We start from the raw sequence: 22,587 nt of genomic DNA on the forward strand, positions 1-22,587 counted from the left end.
GCAGGCGGGCGCGGACGTGATCGTGTCGTCGACGAAGATCGGCGCGCTGCTGCTCGCGGATGCGGTGCATAGCCGCTACATCGTGCCGTTCGTGAACGACATGCTGTCGACGCGCGGGCGCGCGACGCTGCTGGAGCGCGAGGCATTGCCGCACGAAATCGGCTGCATGACGAACGTCGTGCCGGGTGCGATCGTCGTCGGGCTCGATCGCTGCGGGAAGATCCATTCGTTCTACGAGGATCCACCGTGCCGGATCGAGGCGGGGGATACGCTGGTCGTGATTCAGTCGGCGCGGATTCCGGATCCGGATGTGTGAGGGCCGGTTGTGCAGCATCCCGGCATCGTGCGCCATGCCGCGCGGTGACCGGGGCAACCCCGCTTGATATGTCCCCGCACGTTATTTAGTATGAGGTAATCGCGTCGTGCGCCGCGCACGAGCGTGATCATCGAGGAGACACATGCAATTCAGGTCGACGGCGCCCTATACCATCGTCGTGATCGGTATCGTAATTGCGTGCGCGCTCATGGGTCTGTGCGTGCTGCAGCTGTTCCAGAGCCGTAACGACGCGCTCGCGCGGGCGAGCGAAACCTCCCGCAATCTCGGCCTGATCGCCGAGCGCGACATCGAACGCAATTTCGAACTCTACGACCTGTCGCTGCAGGCTGTCATCGCGGGGCTTCAACGTCACGACGTGATGACCGCGCCCGCGAGCTTGCGGCGCGCCGTGCTGTTCGATCACGCCATGACGGCAGAGTTTCTCGGCTCGATGCTGGTGCTCGACGCCGGCGGCAACATCGTCCTCGATTCCGCCGGCGACGAGCCGCGTCACGGCAATTTCGCCGATCGCAAGTATTTCACCATCCACCGCGACAATCCGGACGCAGGGCTCTACGTCAGCGATCCGTTCATATCGCGCCTGCGAAGAGGCTCGCCCAGCATCGGGCTCTCGCGGCGGATCTCGAACCCGGACGGCTCGTTTGCCGGCGTCGTGCTCATCGCGGTCAACCTCGAGTATTTCCATCAACTGTTCGCCGGCCTGTCGCTGGGGCAGCATGGCTCGATCTCGCTGATCGGCAACGACGGCGTGATGGTGATGCGCCAGCCGTACGACGTGCATACCATCGGGCGCAACATCAGCAAAGCCGCGACCTTCCGGCGATTCCAGACCGCGCCGGAGGGCTCGTTCTCTGAAACGTCGTCGATCGACGGGGTGCGCCGTCTCTATTACTTCAAACATCTACCCAAGCTCCCGCTGATCATCATGGTCGCGGAGGCGGAGCAGGATATCTACGCGGCCTGGCGGCACCGCGCCGTGACGATCGGCGCGCTGGTGGCGACGTTCGGCGCCGCGTTCATCGGGGTGTCCTTCGTGCTCGGCACGCAACTCCGGCGCCGGATGCGCGCCGAGTCGGAACTCGTGCTGCTCGCCCGCACCGACGGTCTCACCGGCCTGAACAATCGCCGCAGCTTCGCGGAAGTGCTGGACCGCGAATGGCGCCGCGCGCGGCGCGCGCGATCGGTGTTCTCGTTGCTGTTCGTCGATGTCGACCGCTTCAAGGCCTACAACGATACCTACGGCCACCAGGCGGGAGACGATGCGCTGGCTGCGGTTGCGCGCTGCATCGGCGACAACATTCGCCGGCCGGCCGACACCGCAGCCCGCTATGGCGGAGAGGAATTCGTCGTGCTGCTCCCCGATACCTCCGAGACGGGTGCCGCCCAGATTGCGGAGCGGATTCGCGCGGCGATCGACGAGCTGCCGCTCGAACACGCCGGCAGCGAACACGGGCATGTCACGGCCAGTATCGGTCTGGCGAGCTGGACGCCCGAGCACGATGCCGAGGCCGAGGCCGTGATCAAGGCTGCCGACGAAGCGTTGTACTACGCGAAGGCGACCGGCCGGAACAAGGTCGTCGCGTTTCAGCCGCCGGCATGACGCGTGGCGCGACACGCAGGCGCGTGGCCGCGCTCGAATTGCCTCGAGCCCGCCGCGGTCGCGATTGCACCTGCGCGTGCCTGCCAGGCGTACGCGGCCGCGAAACTTTATGACGTACACCGAATAATTTATCGGTTTATATCGGTTGGGAATGCCGGATCGCGGGAACAGAATCGTCGCTTCCGGAACCCGAATGCCTGTGTGTCGACGCTCCAGCATCCACTTTTCAGTTGATGGCGAGCGTGCATGCACGTGTCGGGTTCCTGTCTCCATGTGGACATCGCCGGCCATGCGGCGAACAAGGGAATGCGATGAGTTCGATCGATCTGAACGCAGTCACGCCGGTTTCCGCGCCCATCCGCTCCGTGAGCGACGTGGCGCGCCTGATCAATACGACGGACAGTTCCGTCAGCCACGCGCGGATGATCGTGCTGCTCGCGCTCGGCGGTGTGTTTCTCGACGCGTACGACCTGACGACACTGTCGTACGGCATCGACGACGTCGCGCGCGAATTCGGCCTGACGCCCGCGCTGACGGGGCTGGTCGGCTCGGCGATCATGATCGGCACGATCTTCGGCAGCCTGATCGGCGGATGGCTGACCGACAGGATCGGCCGTTATCAGGTGTTCATGGCCGACATGCTGTTCTTCGTCGTCGCGGCGATCGCGGCCGGGCTCGCGCCGAACGTCTGGGTGCTGATCGCCGCGCGCTTCGTGATGGGGCTCGGGGTCGGCATCGACCTGCCCGTCGCGATGGCGTTTCTCGCGGAGTTCTCGAAGTTCAACGGCCGCGGCAACAAGGCGTCGCGGCTCGCCGCATGGTGCCCGATGTGGTACGTGGCGTCGTCGGTGTGCTTCCTGCTGATCTTCGGCATGTATTTCCTGCTGCCGGCCGAGCATGCGGGCTGGCTGTGGCGCGCGTCGCTGATCTTCGGCGCGGTGCCGGCGCTCGTCATCATCCTGGTCCGGAATCGTTTCATGAACGAATCGCCGTTGTGGGCCGCGAATCAGGGCGACCTGGCCAATGCCGCGCGCATCCTGCGCGAGTCGTACGGCATTCACGCCCATGAAGCGGACGACGCGCCGCGCGAGCCGAGCCCGCCGCCCGTGCGGATTCGCGTGCTGTTCCAGCGTCCGTATCTCGGCCGAACGATCGTTGCCAGCGTGATGAACCTGTGCATTCCGTTCGAATACACGGCGATCGCGTTCTTCCTGCCGTCGATCCTGTCGCAGTTTCTCGGCGCGGGCGTGTTCGAGACGATCGCGGCGTCGCTTGCGCTGAACGTGCTGTTCGCGTTGACGGGCGGTTTGCTGGGCATGCGTCTCGCGTATCGATATCCGTCGCGTCACGTCGCGATCGCGGGGTTCGCGCTGCAGTTCGTCGCACTCGTCGCGCTCGCGCTGGCGGGGCATCCGCACGGCGCATTCGCAATCGGCCTCGTGTTGCTGATGCTCGGCACCTGGCTGTTCGCCGAAGGTTTCGGGCCGGGTGCGCAGATGATGATCTATCCGACGCTGTCGTATCCGGCGGCGATCCGCGGCACCGGTGTCGGCTTCGGGCGCTCGCTGTGCGGGATCGGCCAGGCGCTCGCGCTGTTCGTGCTGCCGATCCTGCAGGCCCGTCTCGGCACGGACATGTTCTGGGTCGTCGCGGTCAGCGCGGTCACGCCGATCGTGTTCCTGCTGATCGTGCGTCATGAACCGACGGCGCGCGATATCGACGCCGAGGCGGCCGCGTGAATGCAGCGCTTGCCGGAACCCGCAAACAAGTTCGCCGCGATGCCGGCCTTCGCGCTACATTGGCGTCATTCGCCTTCAGCCGAAGGCCGACCCGGAGTCGAACCATGCAACGCCAGACCGGCAACCTGTTCAGCCTCGAAGGTGCGCGCGGCGACGACGAGCGCGTCGACGTGCTCGTCGCGGGATCGCGCCTGAACGTCGAGCGGATCGTGTCGATGGGGCACACGAGTCCCGATGGATTCTGGTACGACGATTCGCGCGCCGAATGGGTCGTGCTGCTGTCAGGTGCCGCAGTGCTCGAGTTCGAAGCGGACGCGACGCTGCACGACATGCGCCCCGGCGACTACGTGCTGATCGAACCGCATTGCCGGCATCGTGTCGCGTGGACGCATCCCGAAGAACGGTCGGTCTGGCTCGCGATCTATCACGATCGATGAGTCGCGCGGGTGTGGCGTCACCCGTTCGCATGCGATGCAATGCCGCCGCATCACGCGTAATCCGGCCCGATCGCGGAGCCGGTCAGTCCTTTCGCGCCCGCGACCTCACAGGTCAACGCACGGGCTCCGCGGAGGCCAGCAAGCTGCGCAGGAACACCATGATCATGTGCCCGATCGGCACTTCGGACAGAATCGACTGTTGCAGCGACAGCCCTTGCGAGAGCCCCATGAACGACACGGCCAGGACGGCCGGCGACTCGGGCGGCACTTTCTTGAATCTGGCGAAAATCTGTTCGATGCAATAGGCGAGGCCGTCGCGGTGGGTGTCCAGCAACGCCTGCGATGCCGTCGCAAAAGCGGGATTGCGACGCCCCTGAAGCTTGAACTCGACGCCCAGCACCGACCACTCGGGCTCGGCATCGACCGTCTGCGACCACACTTCCAGTGCATCCAGTATGTCGTCCCCGGACGCGGACGGGTCGCTCAGCGCCCGGGCGATGTCGGCCACTTGCGTCTTCGAGCGCTCCAGCATCAGTTCGACAAACAACGCTTCCTTGCTCGCGAAATTCGAATAGAACGCGCCCTGCGTGTAGCCGGCCTCGGCCGCGATATCCCTGAGCGACGTGGCGCCGAAGCCGCGCTCGACAAACAGCCGCTTCGCCGCGGCAAGCAAATGCGCGCGGGTCTGCAGTCGACTTTCTTCGCGGGTCAGCCGCGGGGGAAGGGGCGCCATGTTCATGGGCGGAAGGATATCAGTTGATATTTGAGATGGATACCATTACGATGGCATTTCAAATATCACTTGATATGTGAAACGTGGCGCGCGATCGTGCACCTGAATGTCCGCCATGGGCGGGTCGTGGGCGAACGATCGTATCCGCACGCATGCGTCGTCGCGGCGTCGATGTGCGGCGGATGGCCGTTTTCCGTACACCGGGTCGGCAGCGTGACGATCGAGTGAATGCGGCCCTCCCGGGACGTGGTGAAACAGTCCATTAGTCATGCGAATCATATCGCTTCGCATGCGGATGCGAGGCAGGAAGCAGAAGATGAGCGTGAGGAAGACCTATGCGCAGCTCGTGGTGGAGCTGGCGGAACTGGACGAGGAAATCGAGCGCGCCCGCGCACGCGAACGCATCGATGCGATCGCGGAGGTTCACGCGCTGATGGACACCTATGCGATCAAGCATCGCGACCTGGTCGGCCGCAACGGCCGTCGGGGGGCGTACGTCGTGAAAGCCCTGCCGGCGCGCTATCGTGATCCGGCGAGCGGCAAGGAGTGGAGCGGGCGCGGTAACGCGCCGCTTTGGATCCGGGGCAAGGACCGCCGTCAGTTCGTCATAGGCAAGCCCCCGCCGATTGGCAAGAAGACGAGGAGGGGTTGACGGAACATGGGGCGCCCGGCACCGTCAGCTGCACGTGTTTATCCCCGTCCCACGAACGGCATCGTCGTCGCCATGATCGTCATGTTCAGGATGTTCGTGTCCAGCGGAAGAGTCGCCATCTGAACGACCGCATTCGCGACATGCGTGACGTCCATCCGCGCCTCGGGCGCCATGCGGCCGTCGGCCTGCGGCACGCCTTCCGTCATGCGATCCGTCAGCGACGTGGCCGCGTTGCCGATGTCGATCTGGCTGCACGCGATGTTGTATGCACGGCCGTCGAGCGCGAGCGACTTGGTGATGCCGGCCACCGCATGCTTGGTGGCCGTGTACGCGATCGTGTTCGGGCGCGGCGTATAGGCGGAGATCGAGCCGTTGTTGATGATGCGGCCGCCCTGCGGCGTTTGCGCCTTCATCACGCGCCACGCGGCCCGCGCGCACAGAAAGACGCCCGTGAGGTTCGTCGCGACGACGTCGTTCCATACGTCGAACTCGTGTTCGTCGAGCGGCACGGCCGGCGCATTGCGCCCGGCATTGTTGAAGAGGACGTCCAGCCGCCCGAACCGCTGCGCGATCTGCGCGAACGCGTGTTCGACCGACGCTTCGTCGGTGACGTCGGCCGGAAACGCGTGTGCGTCGCCATGGGCGGCGACGATCGCCTCTTTCGTTTCACGCAGCGAGGCTTCCTTGCGTCCGAGCAGCGCGACGGCAAATCCGGCGTTCGCGAGCGCGATTGCCGCGGCACGACCGATGCCGGATCCGGCGCCCGTGACGGCGGCGAACTTCTTCGAGACAGACATGGCTTGATTTCCTGCGGGTTGGGTGAGGAAAGCGGCGGCGGGCGCGCGATGGACCCGCCGCGCCGGTTGAAGCGACATCCTACCGCGCACACCGGATTTCGCGACGCGAGCGGCTATGCCTTGCGCGTCGGCGCGGCCTTGCGTTCGCGCGTTCCGGCTTGCGCGAACAGGCTGACCACGACATCGCGGAGCCACCGGTTGCCTTCATCCTGATTCACGCGCGCATGCCACAGCATGTGGATCGGCGCGCCCGGCAGCGTGACCGGCAACGCGCGCCAGCCGAGCGAAAACGGCGCGGCGAGCTGCAGCGCCAGGTGTTCCGGCACGGTCGCGATCAGGTCGGTGCGCTGCAGGATATAGCCGACGCTCATGAAATGCGGCACCGTCAGCCGCACGCGGCGCTTCACGCGGCGGCGCTTCAGCCATTCGTCCACCTGGCCGTGACCGGTGCCGGCCGACACCACGACGAGATGCTCGGCCGCTCGCCATGCGTCGACGGTCAGCGGCGCGTCCTCGAGAGGATGCCCGCGCCGGAACAGGCACACGTAGCGCTGATCGAACAGCCGGCGCTGATAGAACCCGCCCTGCAACTGCGGCAGCAGGCCGATCGCGAGATCGACGCGGCCGTCGGCCATCTCGTCGGCGAGGTTGACGCTCGTGTTGCGCACCGTATTGAGTGCGATGCCCGGTGCCGTGCGCGACAGGTGTTCGAGCAGCGCGGGCAGGAACACGACTTCGCCGATATCGGTCATCCCGATCGTCATCGTGCGCGATGCGCGCAGCGGATCGAAACCGGTCTCGGGGTTGAGCGCGGCATGCAGCGTCGACAGCGCGTGCGCAACCGGTTCGGCCAGGCGCAGCGCGAACGGTGTCGGCACCACGCCGCCCGGCCCGCGCACGAACAGCGGATCGCCGAGCCGCCGGCGCAGCTTCGCGAGCGCGTTGCTGACGCCCGGCTGGCTCATGTTCATCTGCTCGGCGACGGTCGACACGCGCCGCTCCTGCATCAGTCGCTGAAACAGCAGCAACAGATTGAGGTCGATCTCGCTCAGTTCCATGGTTCCGGGTTGTCTCCGATCATTCCGGTCAGTGATGAAGCAGATTCCCTGCATTTTATTGTGGGATAAGGGGGCGCTGCTGAAAATACCGATACGGCGTTCGCGTTCGACAGGCGCGCCGGGCGGGGCACGCGCGCCGCGGCCTCGACCACTCACCATCTGAATATCGGAGACACGTTCATCATGCAGACGAATCTGAGGATCGCGATCGTCGGGGCCGGCATCGGCGGCCTGACGCTGGCGCTTGCATTGCGCGAGCTGGGCATCGACGCGCAACTGTACGAGCAGACCGACGTGCTGCGCGAGGTGGGGGCAGCCGTCGCGCTGTCGGCCAACGCGACGCGCTTCTACGAACGGATGGGATTACGGCCGGCTTTCGACGCGGTGTGCGCGGAGATTCCCGGCCTCGTCTATCGCGACGGGCGCAGCGGCACGGTGATCGGCCATCATCGCGGCGAACCCGACTATCGCCGGCAGTTCGGCGGCTCGTACTGGGGCGTGCATCGCGCGGACCTGCAGGCGATCCTGTCGAAGGCGGTCGGTGTCGAGCAGATTCATCTCGGCCATCGGCTCGTCGATCTCGCGCAGCATCCGGATCGCGTCACGCTGAGCTTCGCCAACGGCGCACGCGTCGACGCCGATCTCGTGATCGGCGCGGACGGCGCGCGTTCGATCACGCGGCGCTGGATGCTCGGCTACGACGACGTGCTGTATTCGGGGTGCTCGGGCTTTCGCGGCGTGGTGCCGGCCGAGCGGATGGACCTGTTGCCCGATCCCGAGACCATTCAGTTCTGGGTCGGGCCGCACGGCCATCTGCTGCACTATCCGATCGGCGACAACGGCGACCAGAACTTCCTGCTGGTCGAGCGTCATCCGTCGCCGTGGCCGTCGCGCGACTGGGTCATGCCGGCGCAAGAGGGCGAGCAGTTGCGCCTGTTCAAGGACTGGCATCCGGCGGTGGTGCAGATGATCACCGCGGTGCCGATCAGCCAGCGCTGGGGGCTGTTCCACCGGCCGCCGCTCGGCCGCTGGAGCCGCGGGCGCGTGACGCTGATCGGCGACGCCGCGCATGCGCTGGTGCCGCATCACGGGCAGGGCGCGAACCAGTCGATCGAGGACGCGATGGTGCTGGCCGCGCAGCTGGCGAAGGCCGGGCGCGGCAACTGGCGCGAGGCGCAGGAAGCGTACGAGCGGCTGCGGCGCGGCCGCACGCGCAAGGTGCAGTACGCGTCGATCTCCGCGGCCGACGTGCTGCATCTGCCCGAGGGGCCGGCCGCGCAGGCGCGCAATGCGCGTCTCGGCGAGCGCGACAGCGTGCTGCATCACCTGGACTGGATTCACGATTTCGACGCGCTCGCCGATGAACCGAACGAGCGGCAGGGCGGGACGTGGCTTTGACCTGACAGGCGCGATCAGTGGCAGTGCATCAGGCAACCGGTGCGGCAGTTGCGTGGGGGCGTTCGTCGGGAAGGCCGGCCTTTCTCGTGCAGGCTGGCCAGCCCGGCTGGCCGTCACGCGTAGTCGGCCACCTGTTGCGCGTCGCGCTTGACCTGTTCGATGTCGCGAAACCGCGCGGCCGGATGGGCGTCCGGCAGCCGCGCCGATGCACCGAACAGCTTCTCGCGCAGCGTGCCCGGCGCATATTCGGTCGGATAGACGCCGCGCCGCTGCAACTCCGGCACGAGGTAGCGCACGATGTCCTCGAAGGTTTCGTGCGCAACGGCATACGCGAGATTGAAGCCGTCGACGTCGGTCGCGGCGACCCATTCCTGCAGGATGTCCGCGACGGTCTGCGCTGAGCCGACGAACACGGGCCCCATCCCGCCGATGCCGCCCCACGCGGCCAGTTCCTCGATCGTCCACGCGGTATCGCCGCCGGCCAGATGCTCGACGGCCGACACGATCGCGTTCGTCTCGACGCGCCGGACGGGATCGGTCGGCGCGTACTGGCCGAAATCGATGCCGGTCCAGCCGGACATGAACACGAGCGAGCCGTCGTACGACACATAACGACGGTACTCGTCGAACTTGGCCTGCGCCTTCTCGTCGGTCTCGTCGACGATCACCGTGACGAGGTTGTAGATCAGCACGTCGTGCGGGTCGCGGCCCGCGGCGGCGGCCTGCGCGCGCACGTCGGCGACATAGCGCGCGAGTTGCGGGCGGGTCGGCGCGGCGACGAACACGCATTCGGCGTGCTGCGCGGCGAACGCCTTGCCGGGGCCGGACGCGCCGGCCTGGAACAGCACCGGCGTGCGCTGCGGCGACGGTTCGCACAGGTGATAGCCGGGCACGTCGAAGAAGCGCCCCTTGTGGCCGATCTCGTGCACCTTCTCCGGATGCGTGAACACGCGGCCGTCGCGATCGCGCACGACCGCGCCGTCTTCCCAGCTGCCTTCGAACAGCTTGTACAGCACTTCGACGTATTCGGCCGCGACCGCATAGCGATCGTCATGGGTGCGCAGTCCGTTGTCGCCGACGTTCTTCGCGCCGCTTTCCAGGTACGACGTGACGATATTCCACGCGAGCCGGCCCTTCGTGTGATGGTCGGCGGTCGACAGCCGGCGCGCGAACGTGTACGGATGCTCGAACGTCGTCGACGCGGTGATGCCGATACCGAGATGCTCGGTCGCCATCGCGATCGGCGCGGCGAGCTGCAGCGGATCGTTGACGGGGATCTGCGCGGCCTGGTGCAGCGCGTGGTAGTTGCTGCCCTGGTAGACGTCGTAATAGCCGATCACGTCTGCGATGAAGATCGCGTCGAAGATCCCGCGTTCGAGCACGCGGGCGAGATCGGTCCAGTAGTCGAGATCCTTGTACTGCCACGAACGATCGCGCGGATGCGCCCACAGGCCGGGTGACTGATGGCCGACGCAATTCATTTCGAACGCGTTGAAGCGGATGGTCTTGCTCATCGCGCGGCTCCCGTTTCCGTGCCGGCTTGCGCACCCGCACCGTTGCCGACGCGCCAGACGAACGGCGGCGTGCGTCCGTTGATGACCCAGTCGCCGACGATCCGCGCCTTGTAGACGAGCGGATTGTGCGACGACACCGTGCGCGCGTTGCGCCAGTGACGGTCGAGCGCGGTCGTGCTGCGCGTCGCGGATGCGCCGAGCGCGTCGAACAGGCGCGTCGCCGCGCGCAGCACGAGTTCCGACACGACGAGCTGGCTCTGCGCGGATTCGATTTCGGCGGCGACGTTGGCGGCATGTTCGGCTTCGTCGTCGTCGCCGAAGCGTGCGACGTATGCCTGCTGCAGCGGCTGCGCGGCGCGCAGCGTGAGCGCATCGGCCGCATAGGCCCACGACGCGATTTCGCCGATGACCTGCTGGAGCTGCGCATCGTCGCCGGCGCGCGCGGCGTTGCCGTGGCTGTACACGCGCGTGCGGCCGCGCACGAGCTCGCCCGCGTCGCGCACGATCGCATGGCCGATGCCGGCCAGCGTGGCGACGTGGAACAGCTGGTAGAACGCGGTCTGGTATTTGAAGCGGCGTGCGAAATCGATCACGTGGTCGGCGTCGACCGCCGCATTCTCGAAGCGCGTCGTGCCGCTGCCGGTCGTTTTCTGGCCGAAGCCGTCCCAGTCGTCTTCGAGTATCACGCCGGGCTGCCCGGTGGCGATCGCGACGATCACGTCGCTGCCATCCTCTTCGCGCTGCGCGAACACGTCGATCCAGTCCGCGAACAGGCTGCCGGTGCTGTAGAACTTCCGGCCGTTCAACACGAGCCGGCCGTTCTGCTCCGATACCTTGGTGATCGTCTGGCCGAGCGGAACGTCGCCGGCCTCCGACCACGCATTGCCGACGAGCTGGCCGCTCGCGAAACGATCGAACCACGTCGTGCGCTGCGGCCCGGGCGGCGCGTTCAGCCAGTCCTCGACGAACGCGAAATGGCCGCGCAACGCTTGCGGCAGATTGGAGTCGGCGGCGGCGAGTTCGGTCAGCAGCCGGAACAGCTGCGGCAGCGACGCGCCGGCGCCGCCGTCACGCACCGGCAGCCGTATCGCGCCGAAGCCGGCGGCCTTGAGCCAGCCGATCGCTTCGTACGGCAGTTCGCGGCGGCGTTCGCGCTCGGCGGTGCCGGCGGCAATCCGGTCGAAGATCGGCCGGAACCGGCTCGCGAGTGCGTCGTAGTCGGTGCCGGTGGACAGTTCGGTATCTGCGTGCGACGAAGTCATGCGGGGTTCCTCGTAGGGCGGGGCCGTTTGCACCGGGAGCCCAGTATAGGAAGCACGACGCGCACGTTCCAATAACGGATTCGCAGATCGTTATCGTCGCTGCGCATTACGCGAACGGTGCCGTGAAACGTCGACGCCAGGGCGTCGATTGCGACGCCGAAGCGCGGAAGCGGATGCGGTGCCGTGCAATGTCGTTTGTTATCCGAAGGAATATCGTTACGAGAATCGCTCGGTTTGCCGGCCTGCGGCGCGCTGCTAGATTGAGTGCTTTCGTGATTCGACAGGAGAGCCCGATGTCAGATACGAGCGCGACGATTCAGGACCGGCCGGCCGACGCAAGACCGCAGGTGGCCCGCGTGATCGCCGACGACGCACAGGCGATCGCGGTTGCGCAGGCACTCGCGCTACGGCTGGCCGAAGGGGCGGCCGAGCGGGACCGCGAGCGCCGGCTGCCGCGCGACGAGATCGAATGGTTCTCGCAGTCGGGGCTGTGGGCGATCACGGTGCCGAAGGCCTACGGCGGCGCGGGCGTCTCGAACGTGACGCTCACCGAGGTGATCAAGATCGTCGCGGCGGCCGATGCGTCGCTCGGGCAGTTGCCGCAGAACCACTTCGGGCTGGTCGACGTGATCGCGCTGGCCGGCACCGACGCGCAGAAGCGCCATTTCTTCGCTGAGATCCTGAGCGGCAAGCGCTTCGGCAACGGTTTCTCGGAGAAGGGCACGAAGCACGTGCTCGACCTGAAGACGCGCGTGCGGCGCGACGGCGACGACTATGTCGTCGACGGCACGAAGTTCTATTCGACCGGCGCACTGTTCGCGCATTACGTGCCGGTGCTCGGCCTCGACGATGCGCAGCAGGCATGGCTCGCCTACATTCCGCAGCCGACGCCGGGGCTGACCGTGATCGACGACTGGTCGGGCTTCGGGCAGCGCACGACCGCGAGCGGCACGGTGGTGCTGGACGGCGTGCGCGTGCCGGCTTCGCATGTGTTGCACGCGCAGCGCGTGTCGGACGAGCCGACGCTCAACGGCCCGCTGTCGCAGATCATCCAGGCGGCGATCGATGCCGGCATCGCGAAGGCCGCGATCGCCGATACGGAGGCGTTCGTGCGCACGCGCACGCGGCCGTGGGTCGACAGCGGCGTCGAACGGGCGGCCGACGATCCGTTGATCGTCCGCGAGATCGGCCGTCTGCATATCCAGCTGCATGCGGCGGAAGCGCTGCTCGAACGCGCGGCGCGCACGCTCGACGAGATCGGCGCGCGCGGCACGGTGACCGACGACGATGTCGCGCGTGCATCGGTCGCGGTCGGCGAGGCGAAGGTGTTGACGACCGAGATCGCGCTGCTCGCGGGCGAGAAGCTGTTCGAGCTGGCGGGCACGCAGTCGACGCTCGCCGAACACAATCTCGACCGGCACTGGCGCAATGCGCGCACGCACACGCTGCACGATCCGGTGCGGTGGAAGTATCACCTCGTCGGCAACTACTACCTGAACGGCGTGCGGCCGGCGCGTCACGCGTGGAATTGAATCGGGCGCGAGGCAGCGCGACAGCGCGGCGCGCGCCTTGCGCCGGCGACGCCGGCGCAGAGTAGGAAGCGGCGTCAGGTAATCGTCGTGCGGTTGCCTGACGCGTCGGCCGGCTCCATTACGTCACGCATTACTTCACGCATTCCAGCGCGTACTTCAACCCCGACCCGAGCACCCCGCGCCACACGTCCCACGTGTGCCCGCCATCGACGATGCGCAGTTCGGCCGGGTTCTGCGCGCGGCGCAGTTGCGTGTACAGCACGCTCGATTCGGCCTGGATCGTCAGGTCGTCGTCGCCGGCCGCGATGAACATCGGCACGCGCCAGTTGCGCGCGAAATAGCCGCGCATCAGGGCCGGGTAGTTCAGCTCGTGCCACACGCGCGGGTCGAACTGCCGGTCGCCGAACACGCCGACATAGCGCGCGGCGGAATTGAGCGGCGGCTCGTTCGCGTAGATCGCGGGGCTCAACAGCATCGCGCCGCAGAACAGGCCCGGTTCGAGCAGCGAGAAACGCAGCGCGCCGAAGCCGCCCATCGACACGCCGCCGATCGCGCGGCCCGCGCGCTGGTTCGACACCGCGAAGTGCGCTTCGACTTCCGGCAGCAGGTCGTTCAGGAACGCGCTCTGCATCTTCTCCTTGCGGTCGACGTACCAGTCGGTGCCGCCTTGCGGCATCACGATCACGACGGGCGGGATCTCGCGGCGTTCGATCAGCGTGTCGGCCGTGGCCTGCAGCCGGCCCTGCGTGATCCAGTCGTTTGCATTGCCGGCATTGCCGTGCAGCAGGTACAGCACCGGGTAGCGCGCGCCTTCCGGGTTGTAGCCGGGCGGCAGGTAGACCGTGTACGACCAGTCGCGCTTGAGCGACGCCGACCGGAACGCGCGCAGCACGATGTTGCTGCCCGGATTGACCGGCGGTTCCTGGGCGGCCGGCGCGACCGTTGCGGGCGGGACGATCGCGGGCGCGGACGTCGCCGGCGCAGCCGCGGGCCCGCCCGGCGTGGCGTGGGCGGTGGCGATGGAGCCGGCGATCAGGGCGACGGCGAACGGAAGGGCGAGTCGGCGCATGGCGAAGCGTTTCAGGATAGGCGCCCGCTATCGTAGCAGCGGCGCGTGACGGCGCGGCACGTCATCGCCGCGTACGGAACGGGAACGACAGCCGCGACACCAGCGGCGCATAGAGTTTCGCGACGAGATACAGCAGGCCCATCGCGACGACGTCGGCAGCCAGGCCGAGCGGCACGTCGAGATAGCCTTCGGTCGCCTGGTAGAGCAGCGAGTCGACCGCGAGCGAGATGCCGGTGCCGGCGACGAAGCACAGCAGCCCCTGGCGGCCGATCGTGCCGATCCACGGCATCGCGTGCGCGACCTTCTTCATCCACCCGAGGTGCACGAGCTTGGCCGCGAGCCACGCGATCGCGAGGAAGTTCGCGAGCCGCAGCGCGCCGAGGTTCTGCTTGATCGACGGATCGGTCGGGAACGGCTCGACGCGCAGCCGGTAGTACGCGCCGGCCGCGACGATCGCGAGCGATACGGCCGTCAGCAGCCAGCCCTGGGGTTTCGGCGCGAGCGTCTGGTAGACGGGCTGGCAGCGCGCGATCACGCCGAGCACGAACAGGAACTGCCACGCGAACGGGTTGAAGTCCCACGGTGCGCCTTCGACGGTCGGCAAGAAGCGCGCGACGTGCGGCGCCGCGTACCAGAGCGAGCCGCTGAACGCGAGCATCAGCCACGGCTGGGTGCGCGCGAGCGGCAGCGCGAGCGGGACGAGCAGCGCGAAGAACGCATACATCGGCAGCACCGACGCGAGATACGGCTGGCGGCGGAACAGCAGGATGTCGCGCAGCGCGGCGAGCGGCTTGTGGAGTAGGCCGTCGAGATCGTTGGTCGGCATGTTAGGGCCGTCGATCGAGAACGCGTTCAGCACGGCGGTGATCAGCAGCATCAGGCCGGCCGTCACGAGGAATGCGCGGTAGATCTCGAACGCACGGCGGATGAAACGCTGGCGCGCGGCGGCCTCGTCGTGGCGCTCGGCGAGCGAGTTGTACGCGATGGCGGTCGCGAAACCGCCAAGGAACACGAACACCTCGGCCGCATCGCACAGCGCGTACGCATGCAGCGTCACGCGCGACAGGATGCTGCCGCCGATGTGGTCGACGACGATCACCAGCAGCACGAGGCCGCGGAAGAAATCGAGTTCGGCGTAGCGGCCGGCCCGGGCGGCGGCGGTCATCGGGCCGCCTCCCGGCGCGCGCCGCGTGCGCGGCCGGCACCTGCCGCGCATGAATCGGGGTGAAGCATGAATTCGTGAAGAAATGACGAACGGATGCGCATTGTGCCACCGATGCGGTGTCGTCCGGGTTTACGCGGATAGCGGGCCGGCCGGCCGCTGCCGATAAGCGTGCTCATGGCATCGGAAGAACAGGGCAGTTGGACGAGCGCAACGCTTTGCTGGCCGCGCCCACGCCCCGATGGACGGGCGGTTTGCGACGTGACACCATTTTGTCCTCGCGGCCGCACACCGCGCAGTCCGCCCTGCGGGCCACTTCTATAAAACAGACCAAACAATCGCCGGGCGAATGGCCTGTCCGGCACCCGGCTCCGGAGATCCGTCATGAAGAAGCACGTCATTTTTGCCGCCGCGCTGGCCGCTTTCGCCGCGCCGGCCTTCGCGCAGGACAGCGTGACGCTGTACGGCCTGATCGACGAGGGCTTCAACTACACGAACAACGTGAGCGTGAACGGGGTCGGAAAAACCAATTACCAGCTCGCGAGCGGCTATGCGCAGGGCAGCCGCTGGGGCCTGAAGGGCAGCGAGGACCTCGGCGGCGGGCTGAAGGCGATCTTCACGCTGGAAAACGGCTTCGACGTGAACAACGGCCGGTTCAACCAGGGCGGCCGGATGTTCGGTCGCCAGGCGTTCGTCGGGCTGAGCGCGTCGCGCTTCGGCACGCTGACGTTCGGCCGCCAGTACGATGCGGTCGTCGACTATCTCGCGCCGCTCACCGCGAACGGCAACTGGGGCGGCACGCTGTTCTCGCACCCGTTCGACAACGACAACACGGACAACTCGTTCCGCGTCAACAACACGGTCAAGTACGCGAGCCCCGACTGGAACGGGCTGTCGTTCGGCGGCACCTACAGCTTCAGCAACAGCACGGGCTTCTCGACCAACCGCCAGTACAGCATCGGCGCGCAGTATTCACTGGCCGGGCTGCAGGTCGCGGCCGCGTATCTGCAGGCGAACAGCCCGGGCGTCGGCAATGCGGGCGCGATCGCGGCCGACGACGCGAACTTCGTTGCCGACCGCCTGCGGATCTTCGGCGGCGGCATCAACTATACGTTCGGTCCGGCGACGGTCGGCTTCGTCTATACGAAGACCGACGTGAAGAACCCGGTGTCGACCGTCTACCTGCCGGCGTCGACGTTCGACGGCCTCGGGCTCACGGCGACCAGGTTCCAGAACTTCGAGATCAACGGCAAGTACCAGCTCACGCCCGATTTCTATCTCGGCGCGCAGTACGTGTATACCGACGGCAAGTTCGACGCCGCGGCCGGTTCGTTCAAGCCGAAATATCACACGGTCGGGCTGATGGCCGACTACAGCCTGTCCAAGCGCACCGACGTCTACCTGCAGGGCGCATGGCAGAAGGTCGCCGGCGACAAGACGGGCACCGCGGCCGACGGCGGCTACGTGGTCGGGACGGACGGTCCGTCGTCGTCGGCGAACCAGTTCGCGGTGCGCGCCGCGATCCGCCACAAGTTCTGAGTGCCCTTGACCGGCCGGCGCCCGGGGTGGGCTGCCCTGGTGCCGGCCGTCGTCATTGCGCCCGGTGCGCGTCGTCGAGCGTGTGCGCGAGCCAGTCGACGAAGATCCGCACGCGCGGCGCCAGATGCCGGCCGTTCGGAAACACGACCGACACCGGCAGCGGCGCCGCATGCCATTCCGGCAGCACCTCGACCAGCGAGCCGTCTTCCAGCAGCGGCGCGAGCCCGTCGCGCGGCGCCTGGATCAGCCCGAGGCCCGCGAGGCAGCACGCGAGATACGCGTGCGAGCTGTTCACCGCGACCACGCTGCGCATCTTCACGGTCTGCAGCGCGCCGGAATCCATGTCCGCATATTCCCAGTCCAGCTCGCGGCCCGTGCGGCTCGAGAAATAGCCGACCGCGACGTGGTCGGGCAGATCGTCCGGCGAGCGCGGCGTGCCGTATCGCGCAAGATACGCGGGTGACGCGCAGTTGATCTGCGCCATCTCGCCGACGCGCCGCGCGACCAGCGACGTGTCGGACAGCACGCCGACCCGCACCGCGCAGTCGATCCCGTCGGCGACGAGATCGACGAAGCGGTCGGTCGTGCTCAGCACGACGCGCAGGTCGGGATAGCGTGCGTGGAAATCCGGGAGCGCCGGAATCACCTTGTCCAGTGCAAAGCGCTCGGGGAGGTCGACGCGGATCAGGCCGCGCGGCGACGCACCGGCTTCGTCGAACAGCGTCTCGGCGTCGTCCAGGTCGGCCAGCAGCCGCGTGCAGCGCTCGTAGTAGGTCGCGCCTTCCGCGGTCAGCGCGACGCGCCGCGTCGTCCGCTGCAACAGGCGCACCTTCAGGTGCTTCTCCAGGTACTGGACGGCATTGCTGACGGTCGGGCGCGGCAATTGCAACTGCTCGGCGGCTTTCGTGAAGCTGCCGAGGTGGGCGACGCGCGCAAAGATGCGCATTGCATGCAGATGGTCCATGCGGGGCGGAAACGTGGCGGATCGGGACAGGCTCCATTGTTAATCAGCGTCGAATGATTTGGTTGGGCGTTTCGCGTTTATCGCGCGCCGCGTTACGCCCAGAATCCGGTTCATTCACTCACCACCGCGAGGAAACGGACATGGACAAGCGTCAACTGGGCCGCACGGGCCCGCAGGTATCGGCGATCGGGCTCGGCTGCATGGGGATGTCGGATCTCTACGGGCCGGCGGATCGCGACGAAAGCATCGCGACGCTGCACGCGGCGCTCGACAACGGGATCACGCTGCTCGATACCGGCGACTTCTACGGGATGGGCGACAACGAGATGCTGATCCGCGACGCGCTGCGCGGCCGCACGCGCGACCAGGTGCTGATCAGCGTGAAGTTCGGCGCGCTGCGCGATCCGGCCGGCGCGTTCGTCGGCTACGACGCGCGGCCGCAGGCGATCCGCAATTTCGTCGCGTATTCGCTGAAGCGGCTCGGCACCGACCACATCGACATCTACCGGCCGGCGCGCGTCGATCCGGCGGTGCCGATCGAAGAGACGGTCGGGGCGATCGCCGATCTCGTGAAGGCCGGCTACGTGCGCCACATCGGCCTGTCGGAGGTCGGTGCCGACACGATCCGCCGCGCGGCGACCGTCGCGCCGATCGCCGACCTGCAGATCGAATACTCGCTGCTGTCGCGCGGGATCGAGACGGACATCCTGCCGGTGTGCCGCGAACTCGGGATCGGCGTGACGGCCTACGGCGTGCTGTCGCGCGGGCTGCTCGGCGGCGGCTGGAGTGCGGCGAGGCAGGGCGAGCGCGATTTCCGCGCGGCCAGCCCGCGGTTCCAGGGAGAGAACCTCGCGCACAACCTCGCGCTGGTCGACGCGCTGCGCGCGATCGCCGACGAGAAGGGCAGCAACCCGGCGCAGATCGCGATCGCGTGGGCGCTGTCGCGCGGCGACGACATCGTGCCGCTGATCGGCGCACGCAAGCGTACGCAACTCCGGGACGCGCTTCAGGCATCATCTAAATTGCAACTAACGGTCGATGATCTCGCCCACATCGAAACGGCGGTTCCCGCCGGGGCGGCTGCCGGCGAGCGTTATCCGGCCGCGCAGATGGCGCACCTCGACAGCGAGCAGGGACGGGGGCCGGCGCACAGTGCCTGAACGGCGCGCATGGTGGGGCGACGGGGCGACGGGGCGACGGGGCGATGAGGCGATGAGGCGATGAGGCAACGGGGCGATGAGGCGATGAGGCGATGAGGCGATGGGTGGCGGGGTAGCGGGGTGACAGGCCCCGCCAGGCGGGCCCGAGCCAGCCTCAGGCAAAGCCAGATGGCCGACGGCGTGACGGTGGTTCACCATCGGCGCCGTATTCAACCGGACCGAACCCCCGCCATGCAAACGCATACGCTGACGATCATCGTGCTGGTCTTTCTGCTCGCCGGCGCGGTCAAGGGCATGATCGGCCTCGGCCTGCCGACGATCGCGATGGGGCTGCTGACGCTCGCGATGCCGCCGTCGGCCGCCGCGAGCCTGCTGCTCGTGCCGTCGTTCATCACCAACGTGTGGCAGTTGTGGCTCGGCCCGTCGTTCGGGCCATTGCTGCGGCGTTTGTGGCCGCTGCTCGCCGGGCTGACGCTCGGCACGCTGACGGGCGGGCTGCCCGCGCTCGCGGCCGGCAGCGCGTGGACCCGTGCGGCACTCGGCATCGTGCTGGTCGCATACGGCGGCTGGGGGCTCGCCGCCGCGCGGCTGCCCGCGCCGGGCCGTCACGAAAAGTGGCTGTCGGCCGCGGTCGGCTACCTGACGGGCGTCGTGACGGCCGCGACCGGCGTGTTCGTCGTGCCGGCCGTGCCGTACCTGCAGGCGCTGCGCCTGTCGAAGGACGACCTGATCCAGGCGCTCGGGTTGTCGTTTACCGCGTCGACGATCACGCTCGGCCTGCAGTTGCGCGTGACGGGCGCGCTGCAGACGGTCGATCTCGGCGTATCGGCGCTGGCGCTCGTGCCGGCGCTCGCGGGGATGATCGGCGGGCAGTACGCGCGGCGCGTGATGAGCGAGAAGGCGTTCAAGCGCTGCTTCTTCGTCGGGATGATCGCGCTCGGCGCCTATATGGCGGTTTCGGCGTGGCGGTGAGCGGGCATTGCCGACACGCGCGATGCGCGCCCGGCGTGAATGCCCCGAAGCCGGTTTCGAAAGCCGGCTTCGAGGACGCTCACGGAACGGCGGCCATGCCGCTCAGGCCGGGTCGGCGTATTTCAGCGTCCACCCAAACGTGCGGGTAGCGCCCGCACCGAGCGCGAACGGACTGGTCTTGCATGCGAAGTTCGAATGCAGCTGGCCGATCGGCGTCGTCGACAGCGGGTTCGTCGCACCGTTGACCGTGTCGAAGGCGGACAGCGCGCAGGTGTCGAACCCGGATGCCGTATAGCCGGTCGCGGCGCTGTTCGCGTACGTCACCGACACGCCGTCGCCGTTGGCCTGCGTCGACGCGAAATCCGCGAACGACGTGAAGTCCGTCTCGACCGCGAGGTTGCCCGTGAGCGTGCCCGAACTCAGCGTATCGCTGCGCGAGACGGTGCCGTGCGCGAACGTCAGCACCGTATGCACCTGCAGATCGAGATCCGTCGTGTATGCCGCGTTCTTCGATGCGAGACGGAACTTCGTCGTATCGAACGACACGATCACCTGGCCGTTGCTTTGCTGCACGTTCAGGTTCTTGTAGTACGTGACGGGAATGTACGTCTTTGCGTTGTACGTCACCTGCGGCACCAACAGCGCATAGCCGAGATCGGTCGTGCCGTAGATCAGCTTGTCCGAGAACGGCACCGGGTAGTACGGCGTGTACGAGTTGTAGTCGGGCGCCTGGCTCAGGTTCAGGTTGATCACGCGCCGGCCGTCGCGCACGGTGAGCAGCGCGGCGCTGTACGGATGGGCGGCATCGGTCGGCTGGTTGTACCAGGTCAGCGTGTAGCGCGGCAGCGCGTCGAGCCATGCGCCGTAGTCCGCATCGGCCATCGGCGCCTTCCCGCCGAAGCCGAGCTTGTTCCACCACGCGTTCACGTACAGGTACTGGTGCAGCAGGCTGAAGTTCTCGCCCATCACGCGCGGCTTGCCGCGATACGCGTCGGTGCCGCGACCCTTGACCCACATGTTCACCGACGGCGTCGGCAGCGACGGGTCGTACCAGTACGTGTCGAAACGATGCGCGGCCTGGTAGATGAACGCATACGCGACCTGCTTCTCCTGGTCGGTCAGCACGCCGGCGTTGGCGGCGGCCGTCAGCACCTCCATGAATGCGGAATCACCGTACGGACCGATCGAGCGGCCGTAGTTGAAGCCCTGGCCGTTGGCGTTCAGCTGCGGCAGGATCAGGTCGACCGACTTGCGCAGATAGCCCTTCAGTTCGGGCGTGAGATTCGCCACGTTGTCCATCTCGAACGTGCGCTCGACCACTTCACCGATCAGCAGCGTGCTGTAGCGGTCGAAGCGCGCCTGGTCGTAGTAGGTCGTGTGCGTGTTCGACGCTTCGTCGGAGAACCCGCCCGACGAATCCTTGCGGATGTGGTTCGTCAGTGTGTACAGCAGCGCATCGCGCGCACCCATCGTCGCGACGGCCGGATCGGCCGCCGACGAGAACGACGGATTGCTCCAGCCGAGTTTCTGCCGCAGGCCGGCAATTCCGTAGGACACCGCATAGTAGTTCTGCGCGGTGTTGAGCGACGCGATGTCGATCGGCGTGCCGGCGGCTGGACAGGTGCTGGTCTTGCCGCTCGCATCGGGGCCGAACATGTCGCAGAAGGTGAGCCGTTGCTGCAGCGTCGCGAGCATCGCGTCGCTGAAGACTTCGTTGAGCATGCCGTGCGCCTTCAGGTTGTTCAGCGCGACGAGGTAGTAGTACTCGCCCCATGACGTGTTCGCATACGTGTAGTTGCTGCCCGACTGCGCCATCATCGCGGTCGTGATCGTTTGGTACGTTGCGAGGTAGCTCGCGTATTGCGGATCGCCCTTCGACTTCATGTCGATCAGGATGTACGACAGGCCGAGCGCGAGCTTGCCGGGCAGGAATTTGTCGCCGGTGTTCGTGTCGAGCACGTGAACCGGCGAACCGTCGCCGAGATCCATGACGACCTGCGTGAAGTCGGGCGACTTCCGGATCAGGTCGAACAGCGCACGCATCTGGCCCATCATCGTGACCGGAATGGTCGTGCCGGCCGGCACGCTGGTGTCGGGTGCGCCGTAGACGAGCGCCTGCAGCGAGTTCGGTGCGAGCGCGGGTGTCGACGGCGGGGGCGACGAGGGCGGCGACGAGGGCGGCGGGGCGGTCACGTCGTTGCCGCCGCATGCGCTGACGAACAGGACGGAAAAGGCGCTGAGCGCGGCGCCGAGCGCGAATCTGCTGCGCGTATGCATTGTGTCTCCAGGTTCGAATGGTAATGAAGGGCGGGCGGGTTCAACCGTTGCCGCGCTCGACGCCCGACCCGGCCGCCGTCTCGCAACCCTGATCCCTGTGGACGGATGGCTTGAATCACTACTCGAGCAGGCAAGCGTTCTCCCTGCGCGAGCCGTGGCCGCCGTCGCGCCGATATGACAGGAAAACGTTTTCCAAATTTAGGCTTCGATGGATTCGATGTCAACGCGCTTTCGCGCCGGATGCGCCGGTGAAAACCCGAATGGCCAAAGCACGAGGTGCATGAAGAGGGCATATTCACGTAGAAATTTCCGTGATTTCTGTTTTTTTCGCTGCGGCGCGGCGTGAATATCTCGGCAGTGACAGCGGTGGCGGAAAGGTGCCCGG

The 22,587-nt window shown here is 67.1% G+C and carries 18 protein-coding genes and 1 pseudogene; 10 read left to right on the plus strand and 9 right to left on the minus strand.

Features of this window, described 5'->3' with window-relative positions:
- From U4Z31_RS24870 to U4Z31_RS24885, 4 genes and pseudogenes are all read left to right on the plus strand, one after another.
- A pseudogene (locus U4Z31_RS24870) lies at window positions 1-316 on the plus strand (potassium transporter TrkA); the annotation flags it as partial.
- Window positions 317-458: 142 nt separating this feature from the next.
- A complete protein-coding gene (locus U4Z31_RS24875; RefSeq protein ID WP_321811639.1) occupies window positions 459-1,937 on the plus strand; it encodes a sensor domain-containing diguanylate cyclase in 1,479 nt (492 codons plus the stop codon).
- A 311-nt stretch (window positions 1,938-2,248) separates the two neighbouring features.
- Window positions 2,249-3,676 carry an MFS transporter gene (locus U4Z31_RS24880; RefSeq protein ID WP_321811640.1) on the plus strand — a complete coding sequence of 476 codons (1,428 nt, stop codon included), beginning with the start codon at window positions 2,249-2,251 and terminating at the stop codon, window positions 3,674-3,676.
- A gap of 104 nt (window positions 3,677-3,780) precedes the next feature.
- Window positions 3,781-4,113: a cupin domain-containing protein gene (locus tag U4Z31_RS24885; RefSeq protein WP_044843221.1), complete on the plus strand. Its 333-nt coding sequence runs from the start codon at window positions 3,781-3,783 to the stop codon at window positions 4,111-4,113.
- 112 nt (window positions 4,114-4,225) lie between these two features.
- Here the strand turns inward: U4Z31_RS24885 and U4Z31_RS24890 are convergent, their stop codons facing one another.
- Window positions 4,226-4,852, minus strand: coding sequence for a helix-turn-helix domain-containing protein (locus tag U4Z31_RS24890; RefSeq protein ID WP_321811641.1), 627 nt, complete (start codon window positions 4,850-4,852; stop codon window positions 4,226-4,228).
- Window positions 4,853-5,162: 310 nt separating this feature from the next.
- Between U4Z31_RS24890 and U4Z31_RS24895 the strand changes: the two genes are divergently transcribed.
- Window positions 5,163-5,498 (plus strand): H-NS histone family protein, encoded by a 336-nt coding sequence (locus U4Z31_RS24895; RefSeq protein ID WP_321811642.1) that lies wholly within the window; start codon window positions 5,163-5,165, stop codon window positions 5,496-5,498.
- A 38-nt stretch (window positions 5,499-5,536) separates the two neighbouring features.
- Here the strand turns inward: U4Z31_RS24895 and U4Z31_RS24900 are convergent, their stop codons facing one another.
- Both U4Z31_RS24900 and U4Z31_RS24905 read right to left on the minus strand, forming a co-directional pair.
- Window positions 5,537-6,295 (minus strand): SDR family oxidoreductase, encoded by a 759-nt coding sequence (locus U4Z31_RS24900; protein ID WP_321811643.1) that lies wholly within the window; start codon window positions 6,293-6,295, stop codon window positions 5,537-5,539.
- Window positions 6,296-6,408: 113 nt separating this feature from the next.
- Window positions 6,409-7,353 (minus strand): LysR family transcriptional regulator, encoded by a 945-nt coding sequence (locus tag U4Z31_RS24905; RefSeq protein WP_321811687.1) that lies wholly within the window; start codon window positions 7,351-7,353, stop codon window positions 6,409-6,411.
- 183 nt (window positions 7,354-7,536) lie between these two features.
- Between U4Z31_RS24905 and U4Z31_RS24910 the strand changes: the two genes are divergently transcribed.
- Window positions 7,537-8,751, plus strand: coding sequence for an FAD-dependent monooxygenase (locus U4Z31_RS24910; RefSeq protein ID WP_321811644.1), 1,215 nt, complete (start codon window positions 7,537-7,539; stop codon window positions 8,749-8,751).
- Between the two features lie 113 nt (window positions 8,752-8,864).
- On the opposite strand, the gene U4Z31_RS24915 is transcribed toward U4Z31_RS24910, so the two are convergent.
- Window positions 8,865-10,265 (minus strand): LLM class flavin-dependent oxidoreductase, encoded by a 1,401-nt coding sequence (locus U4Z31_RS24915; RefSeq protein WP_124520711.1) that lies wholly within the window; start codon window positions 10,263-10,265, stop codon window positions 8,865-8,867.
- A complete protein-coding gene (locus tag U4Z31_RS24920; protein ID WP_321811645.1) occupies window positions 10,262-11,527 on the minus strand; it encodes an acyl-CoA dehydrogenase family protein in 1,266 nt (421 codons plus the stop codon). Before U4Z31_RS24920 ends, U4Z31_RS24915 begins: the two co-directional genes overlap by 4 nt.
- A gap of 293 nt (window positions 11,528-11,820) precedes the next feature.
- Between U4Z31_RS24920 and U4Z31_RS24925 the strand changes: the two genes are divergently transcribed.
- Window positions 11,821-13,059, plus strand: coding sequence for an SfnB family sulfur acquisition oxidoreductase (locus tag U4Z31_RS24925; RefSeq protein WP_321811646.1), 1,239 nt, complete (start codon window positions 11,821-11,823; stop codon window positions 13,057-13,059).
- A 130-nt stretch (window positions 13,060-13,189) separates the two neighbouring features.
- On the opposite strand, the gene U4Z31_RS24930 is transcribed toward U4Z31_RS24925, so the two are convergent.
- Together U4Z31_RS24930 and U4Z31_RS24935 are read right to left on the minus strand one after the other, a co-directional pair.
- Complete coding sequence (locus U4Z31_RS24930; protein WP_321811647.1) at window positions 13,190-14,128, minus strand: alpha/beta hydrolase; 939 nt, start codon at window positions 14,126-14,128, stop codon at window positions 13,190-13,192.
- 61 nt (window positions 14,129-14,189) lie between these two features.
- On the minus strand, window positions 14,190-15,293 hold the full coding sequence (locus U4Z31_RS24935; RefSeq protein ID WP_044843341.1) for an OpgC domain-containing protein: 1,104 nt from the start codon (window positions 15,291-15,293) through the stop codon (window positions 14,190-14,192).
- A gap of 381 nt (window positions 15,294-15,674) precedes the next feature.
- Here U4Z31_RS24935 and U4Z31_RS24940 point away from each other — a divergent pair, with 381 nt between their 5' ends.
- Window positions 15,675-16,829 (plus strand): porin, encoded by a 1,155-nt coding sequence (locus tag U4Z31_RS24940; protein WP_044843230.1) that lies wholly within the window; start codon window positions 15,675-15,677, stop codon window positions 16,827-16,829.
- 52 nt (window positions 16,830-16,881) lie between these two features.
- Here the strand turns inward: U4Z31_RS24940 and U4Z31_RS24945 are convergent, their stop codons facing one another.
- On the minus strand, window positions 16,882-17,793 hold the full coding sequence (locus U4Z31_RS24945; protein WP_044843231.1) for a LysR family transcriptional regulator: 912 nt from the start codon (window positions 17,791-17,793) through the stop codon (window positions 16,882-16,884).
- A 140-nt stretch (window positions 17,794-17,933) separates the two neighbouring features.
- Here U4Z31_RS24945 and U4Z31_RS24950 point away from each other — a divergent pair, with 140 nt between their 5' ends.
- Window positions 17,934-18,953: an aldo/keto reductase gene (locus tag U4Z31_RS24950; RefSeq protein WP_321811648.1), complete on the plus strand. Its 1,020-nt coding sequence runs from the start codon at window positions 17,934-17,936 to the stop codon at window positions 18,951-18,953.
- 231 nt (window positions 18,954-19,184) lie between these two features.
- A complete protein-coding gene (locus U4Z31_RS24955) occupies window positions 19,185-19,925 on the plus strand; it encodes a sulfite exporter TauE/SafE family protein (protein ID WP_321811649.1) in 741 nt (246 codons plus the stop codon).
- A gap of 102 nt (window positions 19,926-20,027) precedes the next feature.
- Here the strand turns inward: U4Z31_RS24955 and U4Z31_RS24960 are convergent, their stop codons facing one another.
- Entirely contained in the window at window positions 20,028-22,202 is a 2,175-nt protein-coding gene (locus U4Z31_RS24960; RefSeq protein ID WP_321811650.1) for a hypothetical protein, read from the minus strand.
- Window positions 22,203-22,587: the final 385 nt, after the last annotated feature.

The organism is Burkholderia sp. BCC1985, assembly GCF_905339915.1.
Taxonomy (GTDB): Bacteria; Pseudomonadota; Gammaproteobacteria; order Burkholderiales; family Burkholderiaceae; genus Burkholderia.